Annotated in this window: 25 protein-coding genes; 16 read left to right on the forward strand and 9 right to left on the reverse strand. The window is 56.9% G+C overall.

Going from position 1 to position 26,364, the window contains the following annotated elements:
- Positions 1 to 49: 49 nt before the first annotated feature.
- Complete coding sequence (locus ACSQ3F_RS25775; RefSeq protein ID WP_436103043.1) at positions 50 to 433, reverse strand: RidA family protein; 384 nt, start codon at positions 431 to 433, stop codon at positions 50 to 52.
- Positions 434 to 538: 105 nt separating this feature from the next.
- Here ACSQ3F_RS25775 and ACSQ3F_RS25780 point away from each other — a divergent pair, with 105 nt between their 5' ends.
- Positions 539 to 1,459 (forward strand): LysR family transcriptional regulator, encoded by a 921-nt coding sequence (locus ACSQ3F_RS25780; protein ID WP_436103044.1) that lies wholly within the window; start codon positions 539 to 541, stop codon positions 1,457 to 1,459.
- Positions 1,460 to 1,620: 161 nt separating this feature from the next.
- Positions 1,621 to 2,826: an aminotransferase class V-fold PLP-dependent enzyme gene (locus ACSQ3F_RS25785; protein WP_436103045.1), complete on the forward strand. Its 1,206-nt coding sequence runs from the start codon at positions 1,621 to 1,623 to the stop codon at positions 2,824 to 2,826.
- 470 nt (positions 2,827 to 3,296) lie between these two features.
- Here the strand turns inward: ACSQ3F_RS25785 and ACSQ3F_RS25790 are convergent, their stop codons facing one another.
- Positions 3,297 to 5,015, reverse strand: a complete 1,719-nt coding sequence (locus tag ACSQ3F_RS25790; RefSeq protein ID WP_436103046.1) for an FAD-dependent oxidoreductase — start codon at positions 5,013 to 5,015, stop codon at positions 3,297 to 3,299.
- 53 nt (positions 5,016 to 5,068) lie between these two features.
- On the reverse strand, positions 5,069 to 5,488 hold the full coding sequence (locus ACSQ3F_RS25795; protein WP_436103124.1) for a MarR family winged helix-turn-helix transcriptional regulator: 420 nt from the start codon (positions 5,486 to 5,488) through the stop codon (positions 5,069 to 5,071).
- Between the two features lie 369 nt (positions 5,489 to 5,857).
- On the opposite strand from ACSQ3F_RS25795, the gene ACSQ3F_RS25800 reads away from it, so the two are divergent.
- From ACSQ3F_RS25800 to ACSQ3F_RS25850, 11 genes are all read left to right on the forward strand, one after another.
- On the forward strand, positions 5,858 to 7,273 hold the full coding sequence (locus ACSQ3F_RS25800) for an aminomethyl transferase family protein (protein WP_436103047.1): 1,416 nt from the start codon (positions 5,858 to 5,860) through the stop codon (positions 7,271 to 7,273).
- A 165-nt stretch (positions 7,274 to 7,438) separates the two neighbouring features.
- A complete protein-coding gene (locus ACSQ3F_RS25805) occupies positions 7,439 to 8,299 on the forward strand; it encodes a methylenetetrahydrofolate reductase (RefSeq protein ID WP_436103048.1) in 861 nt (286 codons plus the stop codon).
- Between the two features lie 238 nt (positions 8,300 to 8,537).
- Entirely contained in the window at positions 8,538 to 9,707 is a 1,170-nt protein-coding gene (locus ACSQ3F_RS25810; protein ID WP_436103049.1) for an ABC transporter substrate-binding protein, read from the forward strand.
- Positions 9,708 to 9,777: 70 nt separating this feature from the next.
- A complete protein-coding gene (locus tag ACSQ3F_RS25815; protein ID WP_436103050.1) occupies positions 9,778 to 10,641 on the forward strand; it encodes a branched-chain amino acid ABC transporter permease in 864 nt (287 codons plus the stop codon).
- Positions 10,638 to 11,627: a branched-chain amino acid ABC transporter permease gene (locus tag ACSQ3F_RS25820; RefSeq protein WP_436103051.1), complete on the forward strand. Its 990-nt coding sequence runs from the start codon at positions 10,638 to 10,640 to the stop codon at positions 11,625 to 11,627. The genes ACSQ3F_RS25815 and ACSQ3F_RS25820 overlap by 4 nt, the downstream gene beginning before the upstream one ends.
- Complete coding sequence (locus tag ACSQ3F_RS25825) at positions 11,624 to 12,373, forward strand: ABC transporter ATP-binding protein (RefSeq protein WP_436103052.1); 750 nt, start codon at positions 11,624 to 11,626, stop codon at positions 12,371 to 12,373. Before ACSQ3F_RS25820 ends, ACSQ3F_RS25825 begins: the two co-directional genes overlap by 4 nt.
- Positions 12,366 to 13,070: an ABC transporter ATP-binding protein gene (locus ACSQ3F_RS25830; RefSeq protein WP_436103053.1), complete on the forward strand. Its 705-nt coding sequence runs from the start codon at positions 12,366 to 12,368 to the stop codon at positions 13,068 to 13,070. Before ACSQ3F_RS25825 ends, ACSQ3F_RS25830 begins: the two co-directional genes overlap by 8 nt.
- Positions 13,071 to 13,162: 92 nt before the next feature.
- On the forward strand, positions 13,163 to 14,044 hold the full coding sequence (gene purU / locus ACSQ3F_RS25835; protein WP_436103054.1) for a formyltetrahydrofolate deformylase: 882 nt from the start codon (positions 13,163 to 13,165) through the stop codon (positions 14,042 to 14,044).
- Between the two features lie 207 nt (positions 14,045 to 14,251).
- Positions 14,252 to 15,313, forward strand: a complete 1,062-nt coding sequence (locus ACSQ3F_RS25840) for a maleylacetate reductase (protein ID WP_436103055.1) — start codon at positions 14,252 to 14,254, stop codon at positions 15,311 to 15,313.
- Between the two features lie 87 nt (positions 15,314 to 15,400).
- Positions 15,401 to 16,240, forward strand: coding sequence for an intradiol ring-cleavage dioxygenase (locus ACSQ3F_RS25845; RefSeq protein ID WP_436103056.1), 840 nt, complete (start codon positions 15,401 to 15,403; stop codon positions 16,238 to 16,240).
- 8 nt (positions 16,241 to 16,248) lie between these two features.
- Positions 16,249 to 16,581 carry a hypothetical protein gene (locus ACSQ3F_RS25850; RefSeq protein WP_436103057.1) on the forward strand — a complete coding sequence of 111 codons (333 nt, stop codon included), beginning with the start codon at positions 16,249 to 16,251 and terminating at the stop codon, positions 16,579 to 16,581.
- A 56-nt stretch (positions 16,582 to 16,637) separates the two neighbouring features.
- On the opposite strand, the gene ACSQ3F_RS25855 is transcribed toward ACSQ3F_RS25850, so the two are convergent.
- From ACSQ3F_RS25855 to ACSQ3F_RS25880, 6 genes are all read right to left on the reverse strand, one after another.
- The gene (locus ACSQ3F_RS25855) at positions 16,638 to 16,862 is read right to left on the reverse strand and encodes a DoxX family protein (RefSeq protein ID WP_436103125.1); all 225 of its coding nucleotides are present in this window, start codon (positions 16,860 to 16,862) and stop codon (positions 16,638 to 16,640) included.
- Entirely contained in the window at positions 16,790 to 17,011 is a 222-nt protein-coding gene (locus tag ACSQ3F_RS25860) for a hypothetical protein (protein ID WP_436103129.1), read from the reverse strand. Before ACSQ3F_RS25860 ends, ACSQ3F_RS25855 begins: the two co-directional genes overlap by 73 nt.
- Before the next feature lie 264 nt (positions 17,012 to 17,275).
- A complete protein-coding gene (locus ACSQ3F_RS25865; protein WP_436103058.1) occupies positions 17,276 to 19,672 on the reverse strand; it encodes a transketolase in 2,397 nt (798 codons plus the stop codon).
- Positions 19,673 to 19,714: 42 nt separating this feature from the next.
- On the reverse strand, positions 19,715 to 20,665 hold the full coding sequence (locus ACSQ3F_RS25870) for a PDR/VanB family oxidoreductase (RefSeq protein WP_436103059.1): 951 nt from the start codon (positions 20,663 to 20,665) through the stop codon (positions 19,715 to 19,717).
- Positions 20,666 to 20,670: 5 nt separating this feature from the next.
- A complete protein-coding gene (locus tag ACSQ3F_RS25875) occupies positions 20,671 to 21,162 on the reverse strand; it encodes an MOSC domain-containing protein (RefSeq protein WP_436103060.1) in 492 nt (163 codons plus the stop codon).
- A gap of 270 nt (positions 21,163 to 21,432) precedes the next feature.
- Positions 21,433 to 22,914, reverse strand: a complete 1,482-nt coding sequence (locus ACSQ3F_RS25880; RefSeq protein WP_436103061.1) for a PLP-dependent aminotransferase family protein — start codon at positions 22,912 to 22,914, stop codon at positions 21,433 to 21,435.
- An 81-nt stretch (positions 22,915 to 22,995) separates the two neighbouring features.
- Between ACSQ3F_RS25880 and ACSQ3F_RS25885 the strand changes: the two genes are divergently transcribed.
- The 3 genes from ACSQ3F_RS25885 (at position 22,996) to ACSQ3F_RS25895 (ending at position 26,334) form a co-directional block, all read left to right on the forward strand.
- Entirely contained in the window at positions 22,996 to 24,231 is a 1,236-nt protein-coding gene (locus tag ACSQ3F_RS25885; protein WP_436103062.1) for a trans-sulfuration enzyme family protein, read from the forward strand.
- Between the two features lie 61 nt (positions 24,232 to 24,292).
- Entirely contained in the window at positions 24,293 to 25,201 is a 909-nt protein-coding gene (locus tag ACSQ3F_RS25890; protein WP_436103063.1) for a dihydrodipicolinate synthase family protein, read from the forward strand.
- 485 nt (positions 25,202 to 25,686) lie between these two features.
- Positions 25,687 to 26,334, forward strand: coding sequence for an FMN-binding negative transcriptional regulator (locus ACSQ3F_RS25895; RefSeq protein ID WP_436103064.1), 648 nt, complete (start codon positions 25,687 to 25,689; stop codon positions 26,332 to 26,334).
- Positions 26,335 to 26,364: the final 30 nt, after the last annotated feature.

Consider the following 26,364-nt stretch of genomic DNA (forward strand, 5'->3'; position numbering starts at 1 on the left):
CATTAAGCTTTGGTGATTAGCCATTTCGACAAAGTCGCCAAAGACCAGATCACGAGCCCCGTTTTGCCGTTAGACCGATTTCAATTCGTGCACCAAGCGGGAGGCTGGCGCAGCCAATAGTGGTGCGGGCAGGGTAGGGCGATGAAAACCGCGTCGCGTAAATCTCGTTCATCTGAGCGAAGTCGTCCATGCTGGTGAGATAGACGTTGACTGATACGACATCATCAGGCCCGAGGCCTGCTGCCTCCAGGACGTGAAACAGATTATCGAAACACTGGCGGGTCTGATCAGCAACATTTCCGTCAACAAGTTTGCCGGTGCTCGGATCAAGCGGCGTTTGCCCCGAGCAGAACAACAGGTCGCCGGCCCATGCCGCGTGCGAATACGGTCCCACTGCCGCAGCGTTCGAAGCATTCACAGTTCGTCTTGACATGGTTCCTCCAAAGGCAGGTTACGGCCCTTTGGAAACTATCAGAACGACTTTGCGCGCCAATCCCAATAGGATGGACTACGCTGTGCAAAAATAGACGGGGACACTATGGCGACTGCAATCGATCATCTTGACTGGGACGATCTCAAACTCTTCCTCATTGTCGTCCGGTGCAAGAGCGTGACCGGAGCAGCCCGGGAACTAAAAGTCAGCCACTCCACCGTATCGCGTCGGCTTGCTCGTCTGGAATATACTGTTGGCGGCGCACTCGTGGAACGGACCAAGGACGGACTTTTACTGACACCGGCCGGGCTGGTTACCCTGCGGCGAGCGGAGGAAATTGAGAACGGCGTGAATGCTCTTCGAAGCGACGTGAGCAATCGCGACGAAATTCGTGGCACAGTCAGATTAGCCACCATGGAAGGCATCGCAACGCTTTATCTCTCGGAGCGCCTCGTTGAACTCAGTAGCCGGTACCCTGATCTTGCTCTTGAGCTTGTAACATCGCCGCAAATGGTTCGAGTCGCTCGCCGGGAAGCCGATCTGTTCCTAAGCTTCTTCAAGCCCAACGGGGCTTCTCTCGACAGTCAACTGATCGGACGTTTCAAGACTGGCTTATTCGCTTCGCAGGCCTATCTGGAGCGCAATGGCGTTCCCTCTCACACGGCGGATCTTAGTGAGCACCGCTTCGTCGGCTATATCGAGGAGCTGGTCCAGCTTGAAAGTGTTCTCTGGCTAGAGGAATTGGTACCCGCCCCAAAAATCGCGTTCAGCTCTAACAGCATGATGTCGCAGATGTTCGCGGCGTCTGCGGGCGCAGGAATAGTAGCCCTTCCCGAATTCGCGCGTAGTCTGAATCTCGGTCTCGTTCCAGTGCTCGACGAGTTGAGCGGTGAACGCGAGATCTGGATGTCGGCACATCAGGACCTAGCCTATCTTCCCAGAGTGAGAGCCGTAAAGCAATTCGTGAAAGAACTGGTTCGCCGAGACGAACAACGCCTCCTGAGAAACGCATCCTGGTCTTCGTGACGTTTCTAAGGCGGAGTGCGCGGAGCGCTTTGGCGTGTTGAGTTGGTGGGTAATCATACAATGCCGACCAATTCTGCACAGCGGGTTGCGAAAGTATCGGCTTCCGTGACAATGCCGATTGCGTCAACAAGATTGTTGTTCGATCAAGGAAGGAATCCCTCATGTCACAAATCAGCCGCGGCGCTGGCAAGGCTTTGGACCTCTTTGATCTGCGTGCCGATACCCCCGGCACAAAGAATAGAAACCACCTAAACAATGCCGGGGCTGCGCTGATGCCGAGCGCGGTGATCGATGCAGTGACAGGGTACCTGAACCGGGAAGGCGAAATCGGAGGTTACGAGGCGGCAGCGGAGGCCGGCCCGCTGTTGGAGGGAGCCTATGACAGCTTGGCCACGCTCGTAAACTGCGCCCGCGATGAGATAGCGATAGCTGAAAACGCAACGATCGCCTGGCAGCGCGCCTTCTATTCCTTTTCGTTTGGACCGGGAGACCGGATCCTGACGGCAAGTGCCGAATTTGCCGCCAACTATGTCGCTTTTCTGCAGGTCGCCAACCGCACTGGTGTATCGATCGAAGTCATTCCGAACGACGCCTCTGGCGTCCTTGATCCAGACGCACTTGCGAGAATGATCGACGATCGCGTCCGGCTGATAGCGGTTACCTGGATCCCGACGAACGGCGGGCTTATCAATCCAGCAGCAGCGATCGGTCGAATAGCGCAAGAAAATGGCATTCTCTATCTGCTCGACGCATGCCAAGCTGTGGGGCAAATCCCGATTGATGTTAACGCGCTTGGCTGCGACATCCTTACCGCTACGGGCAGGAAGTTTCTCCGGGCGCCGCGGGGCACTGGTTTCATGTACATGCGCAAATCCGTCGTGGAGAACCTTGAGCCAGCCATGATCGATCTCTACGGTGCGCCTTTGACTGCACCGGAACGATACACGTTAAGACCTGATGCCAGACGTTTTGAAACGTGGGAAAAAAACTACTCGGTGCGTCTCGGCCTGCGCGCCGCAGTTGATTACGCGCTCGCTGTTGGGTTGGACAGGATTGAAGAGCGTTGCAACCACCTCTCCTCTCAGCTTCGCGAGGGGCTAAGGGGGATGCGCGCAGTATCCGTACATGATCTTGGGGCGCCGCTTGCCTCAATCATTTCGTTCACCGTTAGTGACTGGGACTCGCAAGACGTGATGGCCGATCTGACCAATAAAGGGATCAATGTCTCAGTGTCCCCTCCCGCTAGTACTCCCCTTGATGCCTTTGCGCGAAACCTTCCTCCAGTGGTGCGGGCGTCACCACATTATTACAATACGGAGGAGGAAGTTGACGCGTTCCTAGAAGCAATTGCTGGTATGGGCGCGTAGTGGTTTGCGCAATGGATTTGAGCTAAATCAAACCGCCGGGTGGCTCCGATGTTATGCGGCAACCTGACTTAGATCGGACCCCGGCAAATCAACTGACTTGTGCACCGGGCCAGTAGAAGCCATTGGGGGTCGGGCGTTGTCCGAATATTGCCTACCCGACGCGTACAACTGTTGCTCCCTCTTAATCGCTTCCTCAAAATCACCAGTTATGCCCATGGAAAGATCGATGATGCCGACGTTGCGGTTAATCGCCTCGTCTCGCAGGTGGCGCAAGAGACAAAGCAGAGCTTGATCTGCTTGCTGATACAGACGAGCCGCGCGATCTCTTTGGCATGATTCTTCGCGCCGCCAAAACAGCCCCTCCGCTCAGGGATGCGGGCGGGTGAGGGCTTACGGGTCAGGCCCATTTGTCGTGTTGCTCCCATGACTACTCGGAAGCCGAGCGCCGCGATAACGGCAAGAATTGTACTTCAGGATAGACGATGGCGCTCAATTTCGGCGTCTGAAGCCGCGTCATTTGGCAGCAAGCTCAAGGGATCTGCGTAGCCCAAGACCGTCTTGATGACTGTTGCGCCGCGAGCGCGGTCGTCGCCGCGCCAGGCGACGACTTGATCAGGCCTGATTAACACGAGGGGTTCACGATAAAGTTCGAGAAGTTGGTCAGACTCGATGTCGACGACGGCAAGATCCATCGACATCATCGAGGCCGCAGCGACAAACTCGTCGCCACTGCAGGTAGACGGACGTAGCCTGAGAAGTGTCCATTCAAACCCGAACCTGTCGAATAAGGATGTGTGAGGATCGAGCCACAGATGGGGAGCTCTTCCGCCTGGCGACGCCGTGGGCGTGTAAACGTCGGGAAGGTCAGGGATCTCTTCGGCGGCTTCAGAGAAAATAACGGGGGAATTGTAACGCGCCCCGAACGTCACACCAGGAATGTTGAATTCGGCCCGTCCGTGAGCTTCCAGATAGTCGCCAGCTTCTTTGCGTAATTTCAAACCGAGGTCAGACTGCGTTTCTAGTCCGACTTTTGGCGCGTAGTTCCCGATCGACTCGGCGAAGTTCTTGGCAAACCCGGTATTCCTGATCGCAACGGGTCGCCGCTCCTGTTCATATGTGTCGAGAAGTCGCGAAGATGCGCTTTGTTTGATCACCGCGGCAAGCTTCCAACCTAAGTTGACGGCATCGTCAATGGCCGTGTTGTAGCCCAAGCCGCCTGCGGGCGTGAAAAGATGAACTGCGTCGCCGCCGAGAAAGACCCGGCCGTGTTGAAACTTCTCCGCAACCAGCGCATAGCCGGCTGTCCAGGTACCACGAGACAGAATTTCTGCCTCAATCGGACATCCCACCGCCGCTCGAAACATCTCGATCGCTTGGTCGTCGGTAATGTCGTCTTCACGCTCGCCTTCCCTCAATTGGGTGTGAAAAGCGAATTCGCCCTTGCCATCGACTGCTGCCATGAACGCGCGGCGATCTTGGTTGAAGGCAACATTCATCCAGGCGGGCGGGAACGGCACGACCTCGTAGAACTGCGGGCATCGTAGGTAGAGGGCAAACATTTTACCCCCGAAGAAGTCTCGGACAGCACCGCCGTCGCCTTGGTAGCGGATGCCAAGCGCCTTGCGAACGATGCTTCGAGCGCCGTCCCCGCCGACGAGATATTGACACCGGATCACGCGCGTCGCTGATCCCTCGACTTCGCGGGCGGTAACCGTCACGGCGTCACCGGTATCCTTGAATTCAGAAAGACGCCAACCGTAGTTTATCGAAATCGTCGACAGCGCCTCTGCGTGCTTGCGAAGGACGCGCTCGACAAATTTCTGAGAAACCCGGTGGGGCAGTTCGGCAGCGCTCCAAGATCCTGTCATTGTGAGGACCCGTTCTCGCGCCTCTTTGGCAGAGGGAAGGCGAAAACGGGCCAACTCGTGACAAGCAAAGCGCGTGAAATAGGCGATATCCGTCGGGAAATCTTCCGGCATGCCAAGCGCACGGATTTCGTCTGCAAACCCAAGGCGTCGAAAATGCTCCATCGTTCTGGCCTGAGTGGCGTTCGCCTGCGGATTGAAGGCGGTTGACGCCTTCTCATCAAAGAGCACGGCGGAAATTCCCCGGCGACCAAGCTCGTTTGCAAGCATCAGTCCAAACGGTCCGCCCCCCGCAATGACGACATCGAAAGCTTCACCGGTCACTTGTTACCCTCCCAAATCCTGCCTACGGATTTAGTAAGGAAACCAGACTAAAGTCAATCGGCTAAATCGGCCTGTTTTCCCTGACGAGCTTCAACATATTTCCCCAATGCCTCGACGAGCAGGTCGACCATTGCGACGCCGAGTTCCTCACGCATCTCATTCTCCGCGACGTCGAGGCTCTGATGAAATGCTTCAAGCCACTCGAATCCCTTCTCCGTGAAGCAAACCAGCTTTGCTCGACCATCGGCGGGATCGGGCCGCTTTTCTATAAGGCCCGTGCGTTCCACTTGATCAACCAGTTCGCTCATCGACTGTTTCGTCAACGAAGCGCGCTTGGCGAGCTCGGTTAGCCTCGTTCCGTCCTCATCAAGGTTTCGGGTCAGGTTGATATGAGCCGAGGTGAGTTCCGCATGCCCGTGATCCTTGAGATGTTCAACAATCCTGTTTTCAAAAATTCTGACAGCCTCGTTCATGCGGCGACCGATGTTGTTCCTGCGCCAGGCGTTGCGTAAAATCATTTTTTATCACCTTTAAAGTCATCTTCTTCAACGAGTAGAGTTCATGCAGCTATTTTTCCAGCCCGAATTTCAAAATGATTGACACAGGCTGAAATAAAATCATATGGTCAGGCATCCGAACTAAATCGGGCTTGCGTTGAGCTTGGGCGGGGAGCGTGCTTGGGAGGCAATTTTGCTCTGATACCGTCTGAATGCTCCAAAATGATTGTTGAGGGGTCTATGCGACGTGATGCGGAGGGCATCTTCGCATGCAGGTATAGGCGTGAACTCGCTTGAAAAGCTGGCGCCGTGGAATGAAACGAAAATGAGGAGGATACTTTCACAATGGTTAAGTCGAACGGCGGAAGGTCGCTGCAAAATCTGGTGGACGAGAAAAGCAATCTTGTCGACTATTTCTACAACGACACCTTGGCACCTCATTATCGGGCTCGAACCGGTTTGACCGCTGCGTTCATCCCCCCGGAATTCACCAATTGGCGGGATGAACAAAGAGCTTGGCGGGAAACTGCAATCCTTTTCGATCAGTCTCATCACATGCCCGAGCTCCTGTTGAAGGGCCCGGACGCTTTCAAGCTGTTGCAGCGTCTCGGCATCAACAGCTTGGCAAACTTCACCAACGACCGGGCCAAGCAGTTCGTCGCATGCACCCCCCGTGGGCATGTCATCGGCGATTGTGTCATCTACAGACTTGGCGACGAAACTTTCGAACTCATTAGCGGCATGCCCGTCTTGAATTGGGTCCAATACAACGCCGAAAAAGGTGGTTACGACGTTACCATCGAGCGCGATGATCCAACGCCTTACAACCCGACCGGCAGGCGATGGTTTTATCGGTTCCAGCTGGAGGGGCCGAACGCTGGTCATATCTTCAATGCTGCTGTCGAGGGTGGAGCCCCCGAGATCGCGTTTTTCAGGACCGCGAAAGTGCGGATTGGCGGATGCGAGGTAATGGTGCTGCGCCATGGGATGGCGGGGCATCTCGGCGCCGAACTTTCCGGCCCCTACGACGATATGGAACGGGTGAGGGCTGCCCTTCTGGAAGCGGGTGAACAGTATGCCCTGAAGCAGGGTGGCACTAAGACATACTTCAGCACGATTTTTGAATTCGGCTGGATGCCCTATCCGCTGCCGGGGATCTACACCGGTGATGAACTTCGAGATTTCCGTGAATGGTTGTCGGGCAATGGGTGGGAGGCGAACGCCCAACTCGGTGGAAGCTTCGTTTCGGAGAATATCGAAGACTACTATGTGACGCCTTGGGATCTCGGCTATGGCCATATCCTCAAATTCGACCATGACTTCATCGGCCGTGAGGCGCTGGAATCCCAACCGCCCGAGCAGCGGCGCCAGAAAGTCACGCTGGTGTGGAACCGCGACGACGTCACTGCGATCTTCGCGTCCGCACTTGGACAAGGCCCCCGCTACAAGGCAGTAGATCTGCCCGTTGCATATTACGGCTGGCCCCAGTTCGACGAGGTCCGCAGTCTGGATGGTGTCCTTGTGGGGCACTCATGCCATTGCGGCTATAGCAACAACGAAGGTGAGATGTTGTCGCTTGCGATGCTTGATGCGCGAAGTGCGACACCGGGAACCGAGATTACACTGACCTGGGGTGAACCTGGGGGTGGATCGCGTAAGCCGCATGTCGAAAAGCATGAACAATTCAAAGTCCGGGCCATTGTGGCGCCCGTTCCTTACGCAAGTTCGGTCCAGAAAATGAAGCGCGCAACAATCAGCTGAATGCGGCGGGCGTCGGTTCCATCTGCTTTGGGGCAGGTGGAACCGGAAGCCGATGCTCTTGCGAAAACCAGTCACGCCACATGTGCCGGTCGCGCGATCTGCGCCCGCCTGTCGGTAAACCAGTCGAGGATCCCCTTGCATGGATGCAAGCGGGGCGGGGTTATCATGGACATATCAGCCTTGAAGAGTAAGCACCGGTATCGCGATGTCCGCGAGCAATTTTCGTTAGAAGTCACCGTGAAAGATGCTTCGCAGTTGTCGGACTTAGCTCCTGACATTCCAAAGGGCACGCTGATATCGGTACCGTATCTCCCGTCGGACAGCGGGAATGAGCGCATCTCGGCGGCAAAGACAATACGCCAGTTCGGCTTTGAGCCTATGCCGCACATTGCAGCGAGGCGCATTGGCACCGAGGCCGAGTTATCAGACGCCATGTCTGGCTTTGTTCGTGAAGCACAGGTCACACGTCTGCTCATTCTTGCCGGCGATCTTGATCCTCCCAAGGGTGCATTTCCCGATACCGCAGCGATCTTGCGGAGCGGTGTCCTGCAACAGCACGCGATCAGACACGTCTCAATAGCCGGGCATCCAGAGGGCCATCCCTCGCAAAGCGCCGGCGTGCTTACCGAAGCGATCTCGGAGAAACGCCGCATTCTCGAAGCGCTCGATCTTGAATGGTCGATTTTTACCCAGTTCACATTCAGTGCGGTTCCAGTGCTTGAATGGATCATTGGAATCCGCAGCAGAGGAATAACGGTGCCCATCCATGTCGGTATTCCCGGGCCAGCAAGTATCAGAACGCTGATGCGGTTTGCGGCGGTTTGCGGCGTCTCCGCCTCGACAGCGGTCCTTAAAAAATATGGGCTTTCGATCACCCAGCTACTGTCGAGCGCCGGACCAGACGTTCTCGTCGACGACTACGCCGACGCAATGGTCGACGGAGTGTACGGCGATATCCGCCTGCATTTCTACCCTTTTGGTGGCGTTCGCAAATCTGTCGAGTGGATAAGAAGCTACCAGAGATGACGGCACCGTCATAGTATCTGGCGACGATTTGGTTCGGCAGATTGACGACGTTGACCTGAACCAAAACGACAAGGAGCCGAAATATACCTGCATGTCGAGTCCGGTACTGGAGGAGTTGGCGGACTTGTGACAACCAGCTTCGGCTTGACAGTTATAGTACGGTATCCGTACTAATATTCGCTGGGAGAGCGGCTTTCGCCGAGTTGCGTCCGGACGCATTTCCGGGAGGGAGGATTTTATGAAATTCAAGAAACTTGCGCTATGCGCCGTGGCAACCGCGGTGCTGTCAACGGCGAGCACCATGGCCTTGGCCGAAACGATCAAGGTAGGTGTTATCGCGACATTTTCGGGACCGAATGCCATCTGGGGCAAACAATTTCGTGAGGCAATCGATGTCTATGTTGCCTTGCACGGAGACGAGGTCGCCGGCAACAAGGTTGAATTTATCTACAAGGACGTCGGAGGCCCAAACGCCGACGCGAGTAAAGCCGCAGCTCAAGAACTCCTGGTGCGCGAGGGCGTGAAATATCTGGCGGGTTTTGATTTCACGCCAAACGCTATCGCTGTCGCGCCCCTCACAAAGCAGGCCAAAGTACCGGCGGTCATCTTCAACGCAGGAACATCGTCGATCAACAAACAGTCGGAATTCTTTCTCCGGACAAGCTTTACCTTGTCGCAACTCGCGCAGCCGGCTGCGCAGTGGGCCGCAAAAAGCGGTGCAAAAAAGGTCGTGACAGCCGTATCTGACTACAATCCAGGAATAGACGCAGAAGCGGCGTTCTCCAGTTCGTTCGAGAAGAACGGTGGCGCCATCGTCGAGACGATTCGTATGCCTCTTCAGACGACGGATTTCGCGCCGTTCATGCAACGGATCAAGGCTTCCGGAGCGGATGCGGTATTTGCGTTCCTGCCCGTGGGTCCAGCAACGTTCGCCTTCACCAAGGCGTACAACGAAAACGGGCTCAAAGCGGCCGGCATTTCTTTTTACGGCACCGGTGAGACCGATGAAACGACGCTTGACGCACTGGGTGACCAGGCGATCGGGTTGGTCACGGCGTACCACTATTCTGCGGCACATGACTCAGAACTGAACAGAAGCTTCATTGCCAAGCTGAAGGAGCTCCACCCGGGTTCACACGCGAACATGGCGTCGGTGGGCGCCTACGACGGTGTCGATCTCATCTATAAAATGATCAAAATTGCTGGAACCGACGGGCAAAAGGCGGTCGAGGCAGCGAAGGGATTGGAATGGGAGAGCCCGCGCGGCCCCGTGAAGATCGATCCCGTTTCGCGCCATGTGATACAAAACGTCTATATCCGGCAGGTCGAGCGAGCCGCGGACGGGACCTTGATCAACAAGGAAATCGCGACGATACCAAACGTTCCGGACCTGGGCTTCAACCCGTAATTTGGTTGCACGTGGCGGGGAATATTCCTGCCACTCTTCCTCTCGTCCCATTTTCCTCGATAGGTATCGAATGTCGATCATTTTCAGCATTGTTGTCGATGGCATCGCCTACGGGATGATCCTCTTCATGATCTCCGTTGGACTATCGATCACGATGGGACTCATGCGGATCATCAACCTTGCCCACGGCGGCTTCGCTCTGCTCGGCGGCGCGGCGGTACACGTCCTTAGCGTGCGCTTGGGGGTCCCATTCTTGATCGCATCGTTCACTGCTGTGATTTTAGTGATCGTGCTCGCGCTTGTCCTGGAGCGGTTGCTCTATCGTCACATCTACGGCTTCGGGGAACTCGGCCAGGTACTGGCGACCATCGGCATCGTTTTCCTGATGATTGCCACTGTGAACCTGTTCTTAGGCTCAACGATCTTGTCTCTGGGGGCGCCCCAGTCGCTGACTGCAGCCGTCGATCTCGGGTTTAAGACACTCCCGCTTCATCGGGTGATCGTTATCCTTGCCGGCTTTATGATTCTGGCTTTGCTCTGGCTTCTGATGGAGAAGACCCGCTTCGGGATCTATCTGCGAGCCTCTGTCGACAACAAGGTTGCTGCCGCCTCGCTCGGGATCAACACCCCTCGCGTTTTTCTCGCTGCCTTTGCGATCGGGGCAGGGCTCGCCGCTTTCGGAGGTATCCTTGGCGCAGAGCTTCTTCCCATAGAAGCCTATTATCCGCTCCGGTACATGGTTCTTTTCCTGATCGTCGTATCGGTTGGTGGCCTGGGCAGTATCCCAGGGTCATTCGTTGCTTCGCTTGGGCTCGGGATTCTGGACACTGCCGGTCGCTATCTGCTGCCAGGGATCGGTACGATCTTCTTTTTTCTTGCTATTACGGCTTTGCTTGCACTTCGTCCGCAGGGCTTGTTGGGGAAAGCTCAATGACGAACGCCACTGATCAAGTTTCCATCAGAAGAAAAATGGGCCGGCTGGCGCCCATCCTACCAGCGTTGATCGTTTCGGTTGCAGCCGCCATCGCGTTTATCTTGTTTCCTTACGATCTGGCCTTTCTGACGCGCATCGTCATCATGATGATCTTTGTGCTCTCCTTTGACCTGATCCTCGGATATGCGGGGATCGCAACGCTTGGCCATGCGGCGATGTACGGGTGTGGCGCTTACGCGGCCGGCCTCGTGTCTCTGCACCTCGCTTCAGACCCACTGATTGGACTTCTGGCTGGTGCAATTGCCGGGGCGTTGATTGCCTGGATCTCCGGGTGCGTGCTTTTGCGAGCGCAGGGCGTAGCGCTCTTGATGATTTCGATCGCGGTCACCATGGTCCTTCAGGAGACAGCTTCACAAGCGCGGTGGTTTACCGGCGGGGCCGATGGCCTCGCGGGGATTACTGTCTCCCCACTTCTCGGCATGTATGAATTCGACTTCGTTGGCCAGGTCGCGTTCATCTATTCCGTCTGCATTCTGATAGCAGTCTTGATTTTTTGCTGTATTCTCGCTTCCTCTCCGTTTGGGTTGGCACTTCGCGGCATCGAAGGAAGTGCGAGCCGGATGCGAGCGATTGGGACGCCCGTCTACCGCCGCAAAGTGACGATTTACGTCATCGCCGGAGCAATTGCCGGTATCGCTGGCGCGCTGGCCGCGCAGGTTACCGGCCTGGTGGGGATCGAAGTCTTTAACTTCTCTCTTTCCGCCGATGTCATGGTGATGTTGATCGTGGGCGGAGCCGGGCGCCTCTATGGCGCGCTCATCGGCACCCTCGTGTTCATGGTCGTCCATCACATTGCAGCAGGCATCGATCCTTTCAACTGGCTGTTCGTGATCGGCTTCATGCTTCTGATCATCGTGTTCGCCCTGCCCAAAGGGCTGGTCTCGCTGCCGGATCGCCTGGTTGCGCTGTTGAGGAGGAAACCATGACCTCCGGTCTTGAAGTCCATGGACTTTCGAAGAATTTCGGCGGCTTACAAGTCGCACGAAACCTGACGCTTTCCCTCCCAAATGGAGCGAGGACCGCCTTGATCGGACCGAACGGTGCGGGAAAGACGACATTTGCGAACTTGTTGACGGGTGTTCTCAAACCAACCTCGGGAACCATCCTGCTCAACGGCAAAGGCGTTGGGAAAATGTCAGAATCCGAGCGGGTTCGAGCTGGAATTGCGAAAACGTTCCAGATTACCAATCTCTTCCGTGATCTCACCGTTCGCGAGAATATTCGCCTGCCGATACTGGAAAGGGAGCGCCGCACGAACAAGGTCTTTTGCCGCTCTGATGGGATACCTGATGTAGAATGCGAAATCTTTCAGTTACTGGAGGATCTTGCGCTGACGCCTCTGGCGGACAAGCCCGTACGTGGACTTGCTTATGGCCAGCAAAGGCTCGTCGAACTGGCGCTGACATTGGCTTTGAAGCCTAAGGTCTTGATCCTTGATGAGCCAGCGGCGGGGGTGCCTTCCACTGAAAGCCACCTGATCGTCCAGGCAATAAAGAGACTTCCGGTAGATTTGTCGGTTCTCATCATCGAGCATGACATGCAACTCGTTTTTGAGGTTGCCGATAGGATCATCGTCCTGGTCAACGGCGCGATCCTATTGGACGGCACTCCACAGGAAGTGATCTCCAATCGCGAGGTCCGGGAGCTCTATCTGGGGGCCGATCATGACTGATGCGCTGCTGGAACTGGACGGCGTGGTGGCCGGCTATGGTGATACGCATATCCTTCGCAATGTGTCGCTCAAGGTCGTGAAGGGCGAGCGCCTGGCAATCGTTGGACGGAACGGAGTGGGCAAAACAACTCTGCTTGCCACCATCATGGGGCAAACCCGCCAGCACGCCGGAAGCATCAGATTGAGGGGGATTCCCGTCGATGGCGTTCAAGCCCACGAGCGCGCGCGACTGGGGATTGGTATCGTCCCGCAGACGCGCGATATTTTCCCCTCGCTCTCTGTCGAAGAGAACCTGATCGCGGGCATGCGGAATGGATCAGATCTGAATGAAGCCTATGATCTTTTTCCGAGATTGAAGGAACGCCGGTTCAATGGAGGTCGCCAGCTTTCCGGAGGAGAACAACAGATGTTGTCGATCGCCCGGGCATTGCTTGGGAGACCGGAGATCATTTTGCTGGACGAACCGCTGGAGGGACTGGCGCCGGTAATTTGCGAGAGGCTCGTCAGTGTTTTCGGCGATCTTGCCGACCGGGGCCACACGGTCGTTCTGGTGGAGCAACAGATCGGCCTTGCTCTGCGCTTTGCTGATCGGGTTGTCGCTCTTGACCAGGGAAAGATTGTCTTCGAGGAAACCGCGGCAAAACTTGCCAGCAATCGTGCCGAGCTCGATCGGCACATCGGGCTTTCCGCTACCTAAGCGGGGCCGGCGCATCGGCACGGCTCAGCATTGCTGCTGAGAGGCCACCCATCGGGCCAACTGGCTCTAGACTAGAACGAACGCGGTGAAGAATGAAGAATTATGTCCTGACGGTTTCATGCGACACAACCCGCGGCATCGTGGCAGCGGTCTCCGGATTTCTGTTCGAGCAGAGGTGCAACATCGTCGATAGCTCGCAGTTCGACGATCTGGGCACCGGCAAGTTCTTCATGCGTATCAGTCTCTTTTCCGAAGGTGCGTCGCGAGATGCACTGATGGAGGGGTTTAAGCCAGTCGCGGCAAAGTTCGGCATGGAATGGAAACTCCACGATGTGCAGGACCGCATGAAGGTTCTGCTTATGGTCTCGCGCTTCGGTCACTGCCTCAACGATCTCTTGTACCGCTGGAAGATCGGCGCGCTGCCGATCGACATCGTGGGCGTCATTTCCAATCACTTCGATTACCAGAAGCTGGTCGTCAATCACGATATCCCGTTTCACCACATCCCGGTGACAAAGGCTAATAAGTCGGCGGCGGAGGCGCGTATCATGGAACTGGTCGACAGTACCGGAACGGATCTCGTCGTGCTGGCCCGATATATGCAGATCCTCTCGGATGAGATGTGCGGCACGATGTCCGGCCGCATCATCAATATTCACCATTCATTTTTGCCAAGTTTCAAGGGCGCAAACCCCTACAAGCAAGCCTATCAGCGGGGCGTGAAGTTGATCGGCGCCACAGCCCATTACGTTACCGCCGACCTTGACGAGGGACCCATCATCGACCAGGACACCGTACGCGTCTCCCATGCGCAGTCGGCGGAAGACTATATCTCGCTCGGCCGCGACGTCGAAAGCCAGGTACTGGCACGCGCGGTCCATGCTCACATCCACCACCGCTCTTTCATCAACGGCAATCGCACGGTCGTTTTTCAGCCAAGTCCCGGCTCTTACGCTTCGGAACGCATGGGTTGATAGCGCGCCTGATTATCAATGCTGGTCGAAGTGCGCTCGAAGCATCTGACATGACGATTGAGGAGGCGGATCCGCTACGCCGGCAGTCTGATTTTGCATCCCGATCACCGGCGGCCAAGCAGAACCGTGATGCGAAGTCTGGAAGGACCCGGACCAAGTGTGGTGGCACATCCACTGTTAGCCGCGATCGATCTCAAGGAGATCCCAATGATTGACCTGTTCACGTTTGATAGCACTGTACCCCGCATCGTGTTCGGCGTTGGGTCCCTCTCAAAAGTCTCCGAGGAATTGGGCCGCCTTGGGCGTGGCAGGGCGCTTGTCTTGTCGACTCCTCATCAGAAAAATGATGCGCAAGCGCTGGCGAGCGCGCTGGGCGAACTTGCAGTGGGGGTGTTCAGCGGCGCAGTCATGCACACGCCGGTCGATGTCACGACCGAGGCGCTTTCCATGTTCAATGGGTCCGGAGCGGATTGTGTCGTGTCGCTCGGTGGAGGATCAACAATTGGATTGGGGAAGGCCATCGCCCTAAGAAACAACGCTCCCCAGCTTGTGGTTGCCACGACCTATGCCGGTTCCGAGGTGACGCCAATTCTCGGGCAGACGGAAAACGGGATCAAGACTACAATCCGCACGTCATCGATTCTTCCGAAGACGGTCATTTATGATCCCGAACTGACCTTCGGCCTGCCCGTTCCGATGAGCGTCACAAGTGGCCTCAATGCCATGGCTCACGCCGTGGAGGGGCTATATGCCCAAGACCGCAATCCCGTCGCTTCGCTTATGGCTATGGAGGGGCTTGCCGCCTTGCGCAAAGCGCTCCCTGCCATAGTCAAGTTGCCCCGGGACCCGCCGGCGCGCGCAGACGCGCTTTACGGGTCTTGGCTCTGCGGTGTTGTTCTTGGAGCGGTAGGAATGTCGTTACACCACAAGCTTTGTCACACACTTGGGGGAACCTTCGATCTGCCACATGCGGATACGCACGCGATTCTTCTGCCGCACACGGTCTCCTATATCGAACAGGCTGTTCCGGAACTGCTCGCGCCCGTCGCGCAGCTGTTCGGCTCGCCCCGCGCTGGTACGGGTCTGCATGATTTTGCGTTTAGCATCGGCGCACCAATGAGACTTCGTGATCTAGGTGTGACCGCTGACGATCTTGATAGGGCGACGGCGCTGGTTGTCAGCAACCCCTACTGGACTCCGCGTCCTCTGGAGGCCGGTGGAATACGGGCTTTGCTCCAGGATGCATGGGAAGGCGTAAGGCCTTCATGAGGCAGGCAACGGGACCCGATGGGTCGCCAGTAGGCCGCTTCTCGAACATCGACCCGATACTCTCATTCAGCACCCTAAGGAGCAGCAATGTCTGGTTACTTCTCGGAAGACGCCTCGGTAGATGCGGTAAACGCGCGAATGGCACCCAATATCGACCCCCGTTTGAGAAGTGTCATGAGCTGTCTTGTGAAGCATCTCCACGCTTTCATCAAAGAGGCTAGGCTAACGCAGGAAGAATGGGAGATCGCGATCAATTTTCTGACGGAAGCCGGGCAAATCAGCTCCGAGGAGCGGCAGGAATTCATCCTACTGTCTGACACCTTAGGCGTATCCATGCTCGTCGACGCCATAAACAATCGCAGGCAACCAGGCGCTACGGAAAACACCGTACTCGGGCCTTTCCACGTGCACGGAGCGCCCCGCCGGGAAATGGGGGATTGCATAACTCTCGACGGCAAGGGTGAAAGCTGTCTATTCGAGGGTTTGGTTACTGACCTTGACGGTAATCCCATCGAAGGGGCCTGTATCGACGTATGGTCGGACAACGCCGATGGCTTTTATGATGTGCAGCAGCCCCAAGTTCAACCTCGATGGAACAACCGGGGACTTTTCATAACCGGGCCCGATGGTCACTACTGCTTCATCAGTATCAAACCGGTTTCATATCCCATTCCTGACGATGGACCGGTCGGAAAAATGCTTGACCGGCTTGGTAGGCATCCTTATCGCCCTGCCCATATGCACTATATCGTCAGCGCCGCAGGATACCAAAAACTTATTACACACACATTCGTCGGTGACGACGATTACCTCGCCTCCGACGCGGTATTCGGCGTTAAGGCAACGTTGATAGCGCCGTATCAACGGGTTTTGGATGGAAGTACGCAATGGCGTTCCCCGTTCGATTTTGTCCTCAATCCAGCGTGAGTATCACCATGCCAAATATCAAGATTTATCTGGATCAGGGGCTTCCTGAAGACACGCAACTCTGTGTTCGCGAGAACCTGACACCACTGAGAGAAATAGTCTGCCGTATGTTAAAGGTCGAAAATTCGGCCTGCCAATTTGCTATCGTACCGGCCTATGTCATGGCTGATCAGTCCGCTGTGAATATTGAAATAGCCATCCTGCCCAAACCAGAACGCACACGTCCCATGCTTTCCGCCCTAGCTGAGGAAATCCAACTTTTGATGGCGAATGTCATTGAAGGCAGAGTTGCCGTGCGGCTATCGATTCTCGACCCGGCGACGTACATTTCTTTGAAATGAATGCTTGTCCGCCGGGACTGCAAGGCCAGCTTGGCTTCTTTGTTATGCCTGCGGCGCTATAGGAGCTTTTTTCCCGCGTCCCCAGAGAATGAACAGGCATATGGGAGCAGGACGGCATTCCGCGGCAGAGCCGACAGCTCGCCGCGTGAGGTATGAAAAATGATCGCAGAGATCTGCAGCAGCACGTATCCCAGGGCGGCCAGAACCGTCAACCGAGGTAGGATGCGCGTGAGGGCAGGCAGGAGAATGCCGATGCCGCCTGAAATTTCGACGAGACCCACATTGAAGCCGACTGATCGATCTGCATGAAAAGCTTCATGTAACCAAATACTGTAAAGGCGATAAAGAAAAATGCTCGAGCGATCCAAAGCCCGACCTGCATTGATTTTGCCGCCGGTGTTGCCGAGGAAGAAGTCGCGTTGCGTGACATCCGGTGTCTCCGGAAATGATCGTGAATGAACACCAGTGGCACGCACATCCAGGAGTTGTTCACAGACCCGTGGAAGCCGCATTGATTATGTGAGGGAAAAGGCGCTCGGTCCAGCCGGACAGTGGTTGGTAAAGGAATGCGTCGCTCAATGGGAGGCGGGCCGTAAACATTGAGCAACGGAGACAGGACGTGAACCCCGGATTGCCATGTGTGCGCGAACTGGCGGTAGACGGCCAGATGGTTGTTTAAGCGCCTGCCCCAGCTCTAAGGCAGCGCTCTCAAATAGCGAATGTCACGCCCGACGCTGACAGCCTGAGCCGCATGAATGATGGCATTGGCATCAAGTCCATGATGACGATATAGGTCCGCGATCGTCCCTGTCTGGCCAAAATGCTCGACACCCAAAGCTTTGACGCGGTGCCCATGGACGCCACCGATCCAGGCCAGCGTGGCAGGGTGACCATCGATCACCGTGACGACCCCGCAATCTCGCGACAGCGGCGCCAACAGACGCTCAATATGGCTCATCGCGTCGGTTTGTCCTCGCTGACGGGCGCGCTCGGCTGCCTGCCAGCCGGCATTCAGCCGGTCAGCAGATGTGATCGCAAGCAGCCCGATATCCCGCCGGTCTTCAGCCAGAAGACCGGTTGCGGCAATGGCTTCCGGGGCGACCACACCTTGGTAGGCGACGATCACAGCGGCGTTCGGTCCAGGGGGGCGTAACCAATAGGCACCATTGACGATATCTTGCGCCAGGTCAGCGCTCATGTCACGGGTCGGTTGCTCCAGCGGTCGGGTGGATAGACGCAGATAAACAGATCCCCCGGTCTCGTCGCGCAGCCAGGTCATCTCGTCACGGTCGCCTTCGCCGTCGCGCTGCATGTAGTCGAATGCGAACCGCATGATGACCGACAATTCATCGACAAAAGCCGGTTCGAAGGCGCACAGCCCGTCCTGAGCCATACCGATCAGCGGAGTGCCGATGGACTGATGGGCGCCACCTTCGGGCGCAAGGCTGACCCCTGACGGCGTCGCGACTAGCAGGAAACGCGCATCCTGGTAGCAAGCATAATTGAGTTGATCTGCTGCCCGGTAGATGAACGGATCGTAGACCGTCCCAATCGGCAGGAGACGTACGCCGTTGATCGAATGCGACAGTCCGAGCGCACCGAGCATGATCATGAGATTGGACTCTGCAATGCCCAGTTCGAGATGCTGGCCCTTTTGACCGAACTCCCACGTATAGGTTGAGGGGATACGCTCGGCTTTGAAGATGTCGGCCATGCTGTCGCGAGCAAACAGCCCACGCCGATTGATCCACGGTCCCAGATTTGTCGATACGGTCACGTCCGGCGAGGTTGTCACGATACGCTCGGCAAGCGGCGTATCGTGGCGCGCGATCTCGTTCAGGATCTGCCCGAAGCCCATTTGGGTCGAAAGAGTTTTGCCCCCCTGGGCGGGTGAGGGTAAGGAGACCGGAACCGGTATGGCCGGAGCGGAAAACCGCCGCCGCCCTTTACTGAAGAACGAAGCCTTGGCAACAAAGGCCTCAAGTTCAGTTGCCGGCATTGTCGTAGCCGCCCATTTCTCCCATTCGTGGCCGGGTTGAACACCCATTCGCTGCCGGAAACCATCGATCTGGGAGGGCGTCATCTGCCCTGCGTGGTTATCCTTGTGGCCGGCGAGCGGCAAGCCGTATCCCTTGATGGTGTAGCAGATGAAGCAGACCGGACGGTCGTGGCGCGACGCCGCCTCGAAAGCCTCAAGCAGGTTCGGTAAGTCGTGTCCGCCGAGATTGACCATCAGGGCCTGGAGCTCGTCGTCAGAACGGCGCTCGATCAATGCCGTGACGGCCCCTTGGTCGCCGATTTCATCCAGCAGCCGCTTTCGCCAAGCTGTGCCGCCCTGGAACGTCAAGGCGGAATAAAGCTGGTTGGGGCACTGTTCAATCCAGTTCCGCAGCTTGTCCCCTCCGGGCTCGGCGAAGGCTGCCTCCTGAAGGGACCCGTGGCGCAGGATCACCACGTCCCAGCCGAAGTTCTTGAACATCTGCTCAAATTTTTGCCACAGCCCTTCCCGGACGACCGCATCCAGCGAATGCCTGTTATAATCGACAACCCACCAGCAGTTCCGCAGCCCATGCTTCCAGCCTTCGATCAAAGCCTCATAGATATTGCCCTCATCCATCTCGGCGTCGCCGATCAGGCTGACCATGCGCCCTTCAGACCGGTCCTTCATCCAGCCATGGGTTGATACGTAATCTTGCACCAACGATGAAAAGAGGGTCTGGGCGACACCAAGGCCCACCGAACCGGTGGAGAAGTCGACATCGTCGACGTCTTTGGTCCGCGACGGATAGCTCTGGGCGCCTTTGAACCCGCGGAAGTTTTCCAGTTTTTCGCGGGTCTGATTGCCTGCCAGATACTGGATAGCGTGAAAGATCGGAGAGGCATGCGGCTTGACCGCCACCCGGTCCTGAGGCCTGAGCACTGAATAGTAGAGCGTGGTCATGATCGTGCTCAGGGAGGCAGAAGACGCCTGATGGCCGCCGACCTTCACCTCGCCGCCTTGGCGAATATGGTTGGCATGGTGGATGGTCCACGCAGCGAGCCACGAGACGCATCGTTCGATCTCGTTCAAGTAGGCTAATTCTGGTTTCATTCTGTTTCTCCTGCCTGTCACCATGTCCGCCAGCGCCGGATTTCACACATCGAGCCGCAGCACGCCCGTTGCGCGCGATACACAGGGGATGAACCGGTGGCTGCGGGCATCCTTCGACAGGACCGCATCCCTATGGATCGGCTGGCCCTCCAGGAAGCCGCACTCGCAGGTGCCGCACACACCGTTTTCGCAAGACGCCATTAACAGGATACCAGCCGCGCGAATTGCCGACAGCGCCGACCTGTCGGCCGGAACTGGAACCTCGGTCCCATTGCGCAGGATGATGGTAAAAGGCTCCGGTGGAGTGTCGTCGCTTGCGGCGGGCTGGAACGCCTCGAAATGTACCGAACCCTCCGGCCAATTTTCGGTGGCTCGCGCGATTACCGCCATGAAGCCCGGTGGACCGCAATAATAAACCTGTGCATCGCTCTGACGGGCCGATAGCAAGGCTTCAATATCCTGTCTTGTCTCAGGCTGGTCGTCGAAATGAAGTCGCAGTTTGCTACCGTCAATAGCCTGCTCGATCACTGCCAAGAGGGGCGCAACCGAACGACTTCGGGTGAAGTAGTGCAACTCGAACGGTTTGCCCAGCCGGTTCAAAACGCCCGCCATCGCCAGGAGAGGCGTGATGCCGATCCCTCCTGCCAACAGCACGATCGGCCCATCACCTTCCTTCAGCGCAAAATGGTTGCGCGGCGCAGAAACCGGCAAAACGGTGCCAACGCAAACGGCATCATGCAGCCACGCCGAGCCGCCGCGACCGTCTGCCTCTCGCTTCACGGCGATCGTATACCGGTTGAGTTCTGCTGCGTCCCCGCACAATGAATATTGGCGAACCCGCCCGTCGGGCAGGTGGACATCGACGTGAGAGCCCGGTTCGAAGGCTGGCAGTAGGGGTTTGCGGGGATGCTCGAGTTCGACGACGAATACGTCCCCCGGTTCTTTGCGGGTGGCGACAACCTTCAGCTTCATGATGATACGTGGTGATGCCATGTCGTTCACTCGTCCATCGGAAGAATGGGATCGCCGGGGCGGATGACGCCACCAACCTCGATCGCACAATTCAGGCCGGAGCGGTTCAGAAGACCGTCGTAGAGGCCGGGAATGCCGAGCAACTCCTCGATATATTTGCAGGGAAAGTTCATCCGCGCTGCCCGAAGAATTGTTTCGCCGACCCGAAAGCGTTTGCCGAGAAGATGACTGAGCGGGACGCCGCGGGTGGTCAGATTGCGTCTATGATCATCAGGCGCAAGTGCGGCTTTAAAGCCCGGGATCTGTGGCTCACCCTTGGCTATCGCCTCGAGAACCTCGACCTCGATCAGCGTGACGTCGCGAACATCGGGTTTCGGCGAATAGGTTCCGGTGCCGAGATAGTAGCGGTCGCCAACAATTCCACGCCTCGCAATGAGTTGCGCTTCAGCCAGTTCTTCCATTTCGTAGGAAGCTGCCGGTGCAATATGGATATGGAGCAGTTTACCCTGCCAAGTCATGCATCAGCCCTATCAAGCCTCGGTCCGGACCTTCAAGCGAAGACCATCTCAACTTTGTTTACCGCATACTGGTGCTTGGCTGTGGAACGACAAATCCCAACAGTCATTGCACCCGTCGCCGCTCTTGATAAACTTTGGCGGAGAACTGGCCTTCTCGACAGAGCCAGTTTGATTACTTGTTTCTGGTCCAGTTTCAATTTTCATGCGACTGGCTGCCGTCGGGTAAAGGCCTGTCGTGATTGTCCGGGGTTCGGCATGCGGAACGCGACTTCAGAATTCTTCTGTCACTGTCTCGATCGCTGCCAGAAGCAGTTGGACCCCCCGTTCAATCTGCCTCGGGCTCAAGGCTGAATAGCCCATGACAAGTCCGAGCCTGTCGGCCGTCGCCGTGCCTGTTTGCGGCTCATAAAGAGGTGAGATGCAATACACGCCAATGCCGGCGCGTTGCGCGATTTGCAGCAAATGTGTCTCGGACGACCTCGGCAATTCGTTGAACCAGACCACGACATGCAATCCGGCGTCGGCCCCTTCCACGGTGATCCGTTCGCCGAACGCGCGCTGCAGCGCACTCAGCAACGTCTCCCGGCGATCTCTGTTTAGCCGCCGTACGCGCCGCACATGGCTTTCATACCCGCCGCTTTCGATCAAGGATGCCAGGGCTTCCTGCTCGGTTACCGGTGAATGCCTGTCGAACAGTTGCTTGGCGGTTGCGTATACGTCTTGCAGTTCCGGCGGGACAACGAGATATCCGATGCGCATCATCGGCGACAGTGTTTTGGAAATCGTCCCGAGATAAATGACGTTGCTTCCAGCCTCCAGACTGTGGAGAGGGGGCACCGGACTGATATCGTAGCGGTACTCGCTGTCGTAGTCGTCCTCGATCACATAGGCGTCGTTTTCCCGCGCCCATTCGAGAAGCTGATGACGGCGAGAAATCGGCATGACGCCGCCGAGCGGAAACTGATGGGAAGGTGTGACGTAGGCCAGCCGGGCTCGCACAGCCTCCAGGAGTTCGGTCTGCAAACCCTCGCCATCGACAGCTATCGAGACAGGAGAGGCGCCGGTGCTGGCGAAGATCTGGCGCGCCATGCGATAGCCGGGGTTTTCCATAACGAAGTCGCTGTCAGGGTCGAGCAGGAGACGTGCGCAAAGATCTAACCCTTGCTGAGAGCCATTCACGATGATGATTTGCTCCAGCTCGCATCGCAATGTGCGGGCGCGCCACAGATACCCCTGCAATGCCTGCCGCAACCGCAACGATCCCCGCGGGTCGTCGTAGGCCAATCGGCCCGGTCGCTGAGCCATGACCGCATTGACGGCTTTCTTCCATGCAAGCGCGGGGAAATCAGCCGGGGCGAGATCGCCGTAACGGAAATCAATCACGACAGAGCTTGGCAGATAATCGAGCCATGGTGGTGTCGCCTTAAGTCTCTCGCCATAGGCTGACAGGCGCTGAGCACTCTGTTGCTGCCGCGTGGCGGCTTTCAGGCGCTGTTCCAATGGCAAGGCAGTGACCCGCGGTCTGGCGCCCTGGCGCAGTTCCACGAAACCCTCCGCCGAAAGCTGCTCATAGGCGACCGACACCGTCGTTCGCGAAACGCCAAGCTCATTCGCCAGATTTCGAGATGACGGCAGCTGACCACCGGTGTTATAAACGCGGTTCGCGATCTGATCCTTGAGCGCCTCGTAGATCTGGCGCGCGCCCATCTTGCTTGCGCGATCAGCTGTTGCCTGACTTGCCAACTGGACCATTTTCTTTCCGCATAACTGGCTATTTCTTGCGGACCAGTATGCTGCCAATGTGGTCGAAAGCAAAGAGGATAGCGCAAAGCAATGACTGGCAGCAGCGAACACGGCGATTTTCAGGACCACTCCGATCCATCGCACGGCGGGCGGCTTGGGTTTGATACCCGTGCAATCCATCACGCGTTCGATCCGGCTGGGTTCTCGCGAGCGGTTCAGCCTCCGGTCTTTATGACATCGACCTACGGCTTTGAGAGTGTAGCAGCAAATGACGCGGCGGCAGCGCTGGGCGGCAGGCTCTATGCCCGTGAATATAACCCAACGACCGAAATTCTCGAGCGAAGGCTTGCGAACCTTGAAGGAGCCGAGGCGGGTCTCGTGGTATCGACCGGAATGGCCGCCTTCGGCACCCTGGTCCTGTCACTGTTGTCGCAAGGCGATGAGCTTGTGGTGCATAAGACGCTTTACGCCAATACGGTTGCCATGGTCGAGCAAGGTCTGCCTCGCTTCGGCATCAAGGTCGTCCCCGTTGACCTTTCGGATCCGCGCAACCTCGACGCGGCAATCACGCAGAATACCCGCCTGGTCTATTTCGAGACCCCGGTCAATCCGCTGAGCGCTATTCTCGACATCTCGGCGATCGCAGAGCGGGCTCACAAACGGAATGTCAAAGTTGCGGTCGATAGCACATTCGCCTCGCCAGCCCTGCAACGCCCGATCGAGCACGGCGCCGACATCGTGCTGCATTCTCTGACAAAATACATCAACGGTCATGGCGACACACTCGGTGGCGCGCTGCTCGGCGATGCTGAAACGCTGAATACATTGCACGAAACCGGCCTGCGCTATATCACCGGGGCAACATTGTCGCCGCACTCCGCTTTCCTCATCATGCGTGGCCTGAAGACGCTGTCGCTGCGGATGGAGAGACACAGTGCCTCGGCGCTTTCGATCGCGCACATGCTCGAGGCGCACCCCGCCGTCGCTTGGGTCAGCTATCCGTTCCTGGACTCCCATCCCGATCAGATGATCGCCCGCAAGCAAATGTCTGAGGGGTCGGGCATGCTTGCTTTCGGCCTTCATGCTGGGTTCTACGGTGCTCGGACAATGCTTGACCGGCTGCAGTTGTTGACGCGTGCCGTAAGCCTGGGTGACACCGACAGTCTCATCTATCATCCAGCCAGTATAACACGGGCACGCCAGTCGATCCGGAAAGATGCGCACTTGATCGAAGGCGTCGGGGAAGACCTCCTCCGTCTCTCCGTCGGCCTTGAAGATGTCGGCGATCTGATCGCCGATCTGCGTCAAGCCCTTCAGGTGCTATAACGGAACTATAGCATCGCCATTTCAACTATCTCAGCGAACAGAACGACCATCGGAGCATGAAATGACCTTCTTGAGTGGGTTATCCGCATTTCCTATCACGCCCATGGACCGCGACGGCAAGATTGACGCCAAAGCGTTCAGCAAGCTGATTGCCCGTCTTGCCGCGGCCAAGGTCGATTCCATCGGTGTCCTCGGCAGTACCGGCGCCTACATGTACCTCTCTCGCGAGGAACGCCGCCGAGCTCTTGCTCTAGCGCTCGAGGAAACGGGCGGCCGCATACCGGTTGTCGCTGGGGTCGGGGCGTTGCGAACCGACGACGCGGTCAGACTGGCTCAGGATGCCAAAGCTCTGGGTGCTACCGCAGGCCTGCTTTCCGCCGTCTCCTACGCGCCCCTCACAGAGGATGAAGTCTTCCAGCATTTCTCCACCGTTGCCCGCGAGAGCAACTTGTCAATCGTTATTTATGACAACCCCGGTACAACACATTTCCGCTTCACGCCGGCACTTGTCTCGCGGTTGGCCAAGGTATCCGGCATCGTGGCCATCAAGAACCCGACGGAAAATAGTGACGAGATCAGGGGACATCTCGTTGATCAGAGAGGAACCACGCCCAACAATTTCTCAATCGGATATAGCGGCGACTGGAACTGCGCAGAAGCCATGATTTGTGGCGCTGACACTTGGTATAGTGTGCTTGCCGGGATCATGCCCGACGTATGTCTGCGCATCGTAAGGGCTGCTCAAACCGGCGATATTGCAGAGGCTCGCCGGCTCGATGCCGCCCTGACCCCGATCTGGAACCTCTTCAAGCAGTTCTCCAGCCTTCGGTCGGTCTATGTGCTTGCTGACTTGCTCGGGCTCTGCCAAGCGGAGCCGCCGCTGCCGATTTTGCCCCTCTTGGAGCCGGCCAAACGCAAGGTTGCCGACTGCCTTTCGCTCCTCAGGTACGATCCAGCTGAGGTGAGGTAGAGCAGGTCGACCCAGCACCTGGGGGGAGAGAAGCCGGGGGCTGCCCCTGTAGAGATTGCCAACTATTGTTTGGGCGCTGCCCCCATTTGTGGTCATCGCCAAACTGGCGTACGGGCGAATCAGTACACTCAACGCTGTTTCATCAGACTGATCGTGTCGTTGGCGGTTGCCTTAATCGCCGCGCCAAACGCTTTCCAACTGAGCGATACCGCGATCGCTCTCCCGAGCTCTTGTCGGACTCAGGTCGCCGAGGCGTTAGGAACCCGCTCTCATCTCCACCGGCACTGGCTGCGTCGTTCGAGCGCGCGCTGGCGTGGTCGTCGAAAGTGGCCTAGTCGTATCGTTTGCAACTGGCTCTTTCACATCCCGGATTGATTCCTTATTCCGTTGGATAAGTTTAACGAGCCATCCTGGGACCGGATTGACGTCCGGGAGCCAATTCACCGGCATGGTTTTGAGATATCCATCTCATTGAGGAGAGCGACATGTATGTGCCTGCTCATTTCGCCGACAACTCCGCAGTCAGCCATCACGAGCTCATCCGAAACAACCCCTTAGGTACCGTCATCACGTATGGTCAGAATGGTCTAGATGCGAATCATCTCCCCTTCTTGCTTGACGTGGCTGAGGAAAGTCCTGGCCGGCTCCATTGCCACGTTTCGCGCGCTAATCCAGTGCTCAGGGATGTTTCGACGAACGATGAAGTCCTCGTTATCTTTCGTGGCCCCAGCGGGTATGTTTCCCCCAATTGGTATCCAAGCAAACAGGAAACGGGTCGACAGGTTCCAACATGGAATTACCGGACGGTGCATGCCCATGGTCGAGCAATTATTCGAGACGATGATCGATATGTTCGGACCGTTGTGGCGAAGCTTACGAAGACCCATGAGGCCAATAGCGCGCAGCCTTGGAAAATGAGTGATGGCCCGAGAGAATATATAGACGAACTCTTGAAGCAGATAGTCGGCATCGAGATCGAAATTCATTCGTTCGAAGGAAAGGCAAAACTCGGTCAGGATGACGGTGTTTCAGACATGCGCGGTGCGGCTGAGGGGTTACGGACCAAGGGCGAAGTCGAACTGGCAGACGCAATAGCGATTGCGGCCACCAACTTGAGTCTTCGATCTGAGTAAGTCGTCTCTAGAGGTGTATACGGGCCGCGT

Origin of the sequence: Pararhizobium sp. LjRoot238 (assembly GCF_964252955.1) — a bacterium.
In the GTDB taxonomy this organism is placed as follows: Bacteria; Pseudomonadota; Alphaproteobacteria; order Rhizobiales; family Rhizobiaceae; genus Pararhizobium.

Excerpts from the sequence above, each read along its gene's own strand:
- ACSQ3F_RS25785 (WP_436103045.1), top strand. The coding sequence starts at position 1,621 with ATGTCACAAATCAGCCGCGGCGCTGGCAAGGCTTTGGACCTCTTTGAT.
- ACSQ3F_RS25880 (WP_436103061.1), bottom strand. The coding sequence starts at position 22,914 with ATGGTCCAGTTGGCAAGTCAGGCAACAGCTGATCGCGCAAGCAAGATG.
- ACSQ3F_RS25830 (WP_436103053.1), top strand. The coding sequence starts at position 12,366 with ATGACTGATGCGCTGCTGGAACTGGACGGCGTGGTGGCCGGCTATGGT.
- ACSQ3F_RS25775 (WP_436103043.1), bottom strand. The coding sequence starts at position 433 with ATGTCAAGACGAACTGTGAATGCTTCGAACGCTGCGGCAGTGGGACCG.
- ACSQ3F_RS25845 (WP_436103056.1), top strand. The coding sequence starts at position 15,401 with ATGTCTGGTTACTTCTCGGAAGACGCCTCGGTAGATGCGGTAAACGCG.
- ACSQ3F_RS25890 (WP_436103063.1), top strand. The coding sequence starts at position 24,293 with ATGACCTTCTTGAGTGGGTTATCCGCATTTCCTATCACGCCCATGGAC.
- ACSQ3F_RS25865 (WP_436103058.1), bottom strand. The coding sequence starts at position 19,672 with ATGAAACCAGAATTAGCCTACTTGAACGAGATCGAACGATGCGTCTCG.
- ACSQ3F_RS25895 (WP_436103064.1), top strand. The coding sequence starts at position 25,687 with ATGTATGTGCCTGCTCATTTCGCCGACAACTCCGCAGTCAGCCATCAC.
- ACSQ3F_RS25820 (WP_436103051.1), top strand. The coding sequence starts at position 10,638 with ATGACGAACGCCACTGATCAAGTTTCCATCAGAAGAAAAATGGGCCGG.
- ACSQ3F_RS25840 (WP_436103055.1), top strand. The coding sequence starts at position 14,252 with ATGATTGACCTGTTCACGTTTGATAGCACTGTACCCCGCATCGTGTTC.
- ACSQ3F_RS25850 (WP_436103057.1), top strand. The coding sequence starts at position 16,249 with ATGCCAAATATCAAGATTTATCTGGATCAGGGGCTTCCTGAAGACACG.
- purU (WP_436103054.1), top strand. The coding sequence starts at position 13,163 with ATGAAGAATTATGTCCTGACGGTTTCATGCGACACAACCCGCGGCATC.
- ACSQ3F_RS25795 (WP_436103124.1), bottom strand. The coding sequence starts at position 5,488 with ATGAACGAGGCTGTCAGAATTTTTGAAAACAGGATTGTTGAACATCTC.
- ACSQ3F_RS25810 (WP_436103049.1), top strand. The coding sequence starts at position 8,538 with ATGAAATTCAAGAAACTTGCGCTATGCGCCGTGGCAACCGCGGTGCTG.
- ACSQ3F_RS25875 (WP_436103060.1), bottom strand. The coding sequence starts at position 21,162 with ATGACTTGGCAGGGTAAACTGCTCCATATCCATATTGCACCGGCAGCT.
- ACSQ3F_RS25860 (WP_436103129.1), bottom strand. The coding sequence starts at position 17,011 with ATGTCACGCAACGCGACTTCTTCCTCGGCAACACCGGCGGCAAAATCA.
- ACSQ3F_RS25800 (WP_436103047.1), top strand. The coding sequence starts at position 5,858 with ATGGTTAAGTCGAACGGCGGAAGGTCGCTGCAAAATCTGGTGGACGAG.
- ACSQ3F_RS25825 (WP_436103052.1), top strand. The coding sequence starts at position 11,624 with ATGACCTCCGGTCTTGAAGTCCATGGACTTTCGAAGAATTTCGGCGGC.
- ACSQ3F_RS25815 (WP_436103050.1), top strand. The coding sequence starts at position 9,778 with ATGTCGATCATTTTCAGCATTGTTGTCGATGGCATCGCCTACGGGATG.
- ACSQ3F_RS25870 (WP_436103059.1), bottom strand. The coding sequence starts at position 20,665 with ATGGCATCACCACGTATCATCATGAAGCTGAAGGTTGTCGCCACCCGC.
- ACSQ3F_RS25805 (WP_436103048.1), top strand. The coding sequence starts at position 7,439 with ATGGACATATCAGCCTTGAAGAGTAAGCACCGGTATCGCGATGTCCGC.
- ACSQ3F_RS25885 (WP_436103062.1), top strand. The coding sequence starts at position 22,996 with ATGACTGGCAGCAGCGAACACGGCGATTTTCAGGACCACTCCGATCCA.
- ACSQ3F_RS25780 (WP_436103044.1), top strand. The coding sequence starts at position 539 with ATGGCGACTGCAATCGATCATCTTGACTGGGACGATCTCAAACTCTTC.